The following is a 2,347-nucleotide window of genomic DNA, read 5'->3' on the forward strand; positions in this document are numbered from 1 at the left end:
TCGGCCTTACATAGGATCACCATAAAGTTCGGGAGTTCTTGTCGTTAGCTCAAGAAATTAATAGAAATTTTTTATGTGGGGAATTACAGCTAACGGTCTCGGCTAAGAAACGTAGGGCATTTCGGAGCTGCGTACTTGTCCACCGAGACAAAGTTTGCTAAGTGCCGAAAACTTGCGGAAACCACTGTCCGCCCTATGTTTTTTAGCCATTGTTGTGCCTTCGTGCTTTTTTATTCAATTGTTTCGGGTTCAACTTCTTCAACATCTTCATAGGTTTCTAAAGGACCTTTCGAATCCTGATTAATGATGAATTTGTTAATTTCCTTTGTTATCCTTGTTAGACGGTTATGATAGAATTTATCGTAGTCATTATCCCAAATTCCATCCTTATCAATATCGATAAAATGAGACTTCATTGTTGCTTTTAGGTCTTCATTTTCCTTTTCAAAGCTCTTCATGTAGGTAGCTGGCGATTTTGTCTTAATTGTCCGCTTATTTAGGAAGTCGTCAACAATGGTAATATTGAGTATGTGATTAACATAAAAGTAATCCCATTCCTTATAATTCTTTTTAAGCCAAGACTTTGGGAAGTAGTGGTGATAGTTTTTACTAGAAGCTATTTTAAGCCAACTGTTATCCATGATTACATCTAAGTTATTATCAAAAGATTTAGGCTTCTTCTTTGCATACAAACACAGAATAGCTTTAATGAACGCTTTACTTGTACTAAACCATCCATTATTCTCTATGAATTCTTCGTTAACGTTGACTGCCCATTCATACTTTGGTAGGTTGCCTTTGATTATTGTTTCAATTTTTTCAATATCCTGAGCGAGTTTACTTTCCACTCCTGATGAATAACGAAACCCAAGTGAAGCTCTCCAAAAGAAATCTTCTAATCGTTTCTTGATTTCACCTGTTGGGTTTTTCTTATTCAAGTGGAAATAGTAGCTAAATGGAACTATTAGAGCGTTGTAGGGCAAAATTCTACTTACTGAAATCCCATAGTTTCTGAAAAAATCTACGGTTTGCTTAATACAACTTATCGCTTCATCCCAAATATCAATAAATCTATCCTTTTCAAGTTTGAGAATTTGCTTTCTCGTACAATCCTTTTCTAAAAGAATTGAGACAACTTGAAGAACAGTTGCTGATGGTATTGTGTCATAATGCGATGTTGTCAATTCTTCTTTGAGTTCATCATATTTTTCTGCTAAATCAAATTCTCTTTTTGAATCATATGTTTTAGCCACCATGATTTCAAATAGAGTAAGCGATTTCCCACCAACATTCAATCTTGTAAATACTTCTGTTGCGACATCGATTGGAGCATTTTTTAGATTGATTACTGAGAACGTGTAGGACTGAATTATCTTCTTATAGTTTTCAATTGTTTTATGGTATTCGGTAGGGAATGCAGCAAGTTGGGTCAGGCTTCCTTCCATTAGGTCGGTAACTTTAATGAAAGTGTTATCTGGAAGCTTTGAAGGATCAGTTATAATTATTTCTTGGTCTTCTGACGCATTGAAGTCGACATACATTTCAGAATAATCACTCGTCTTTCCGTCTTCACCTGTTATAACAAGTCCTTTAAGTGTCGCGAACAGTGAGGTAAGTCTTTGTTGTCCATCAAGAACAAAGTTTACATATTCACCATCTTTCGGTTCAGGTAGTGAAATATTCCCTAAGTCCCTTACTGACCGTAATCGCTCATTTGTCCGCCAATAAATAAATGTCCCAATAGGATAACCTTTAATTATACTGTCCAATAGCTTGGCTGAAGATTTAATATCCCAAACGAACTTCCTTTGAAATTGTGGAATCTTTACCTGACCTGTCTCAATTTCACTAATGAGGTCTGAATACTTAACCGGGATGTTTTCTAATGATGTCATGTTTTATAGTCTTGATGTCTTTTTTTGCATGAGGCACAACGGTCTGAGCTATGAGTAGTGCGGGAGGGGAGAGGCATTGTCCTTTCCTGTGCGCACCAAGCAAAAGCTTTGCGTTTTCTTTTTTCTTTATTATTTCAAAAGCAAAATCGGAAAGATTTTGCGACTTCATAAATATAGGCAAAACTTGGGATCGGACACCAGGCCCGCATTACTTCATAGGTTTTGTTGGCAAATCGTTTTTTTATTATAGGTGCGAGTAAGAAAGGCCAGCGTACTGATTGCGTACTGAGTGCGTCCGAGTAAGAAGGCCTTGCGAACCCCTCCGTAGCCCTCCGAATCAAGCTAAAATCCATTTGCGTATGAGTGTTGGGTCAATACTCCGTCCGAGTTTTGGTCCTCGGATTTGTGGATTAAGGACAAGTTCTACTACTAGTACAAAATGTTTGCCAACG

At 37.2% G+C, this 2,347-nt stretch carries 1 protein-coding gene; it reads right to left on the minus strand.

Going from position 1 to position 2,347, the window contains the following annotated elements; genetic code table 11:
- Positions 1 to 230 precede the first annotated feature (230 nt).
- Positions 231 to 1,895 (minus strand): DUF262 domain-containing protein, encoded by a 1,665-nt coding sequence (locus C7972_RS23605; protein WP_110358613.1) that lies wholly within the window; start codon positions 1,893 to 1,895, stop codon positions 231 to 233.
- Between the last annotated feature and the right edge of the window lie 452 nt (positions 1,896 to 2,347).

The sequence above is a fragment of the Arenibacter sp. ARW7G5Y1 genome (assembly GCF_003201775.1).
Classification (GTDB): Bacteria; Bacteroidota; Bacteroidia; order Flavobacteriales; family Flavobacteriaceae; genus Arenibacter.

Coding starts and splice junctions, on each gene's coding strand:
- C7972_RS23605 (WP_110358613.1), bottom strand. CDS start 1,895: ATGACATCATTAGAAAACATCCCGGTTAAGTATTCAGACCTCATTAGT.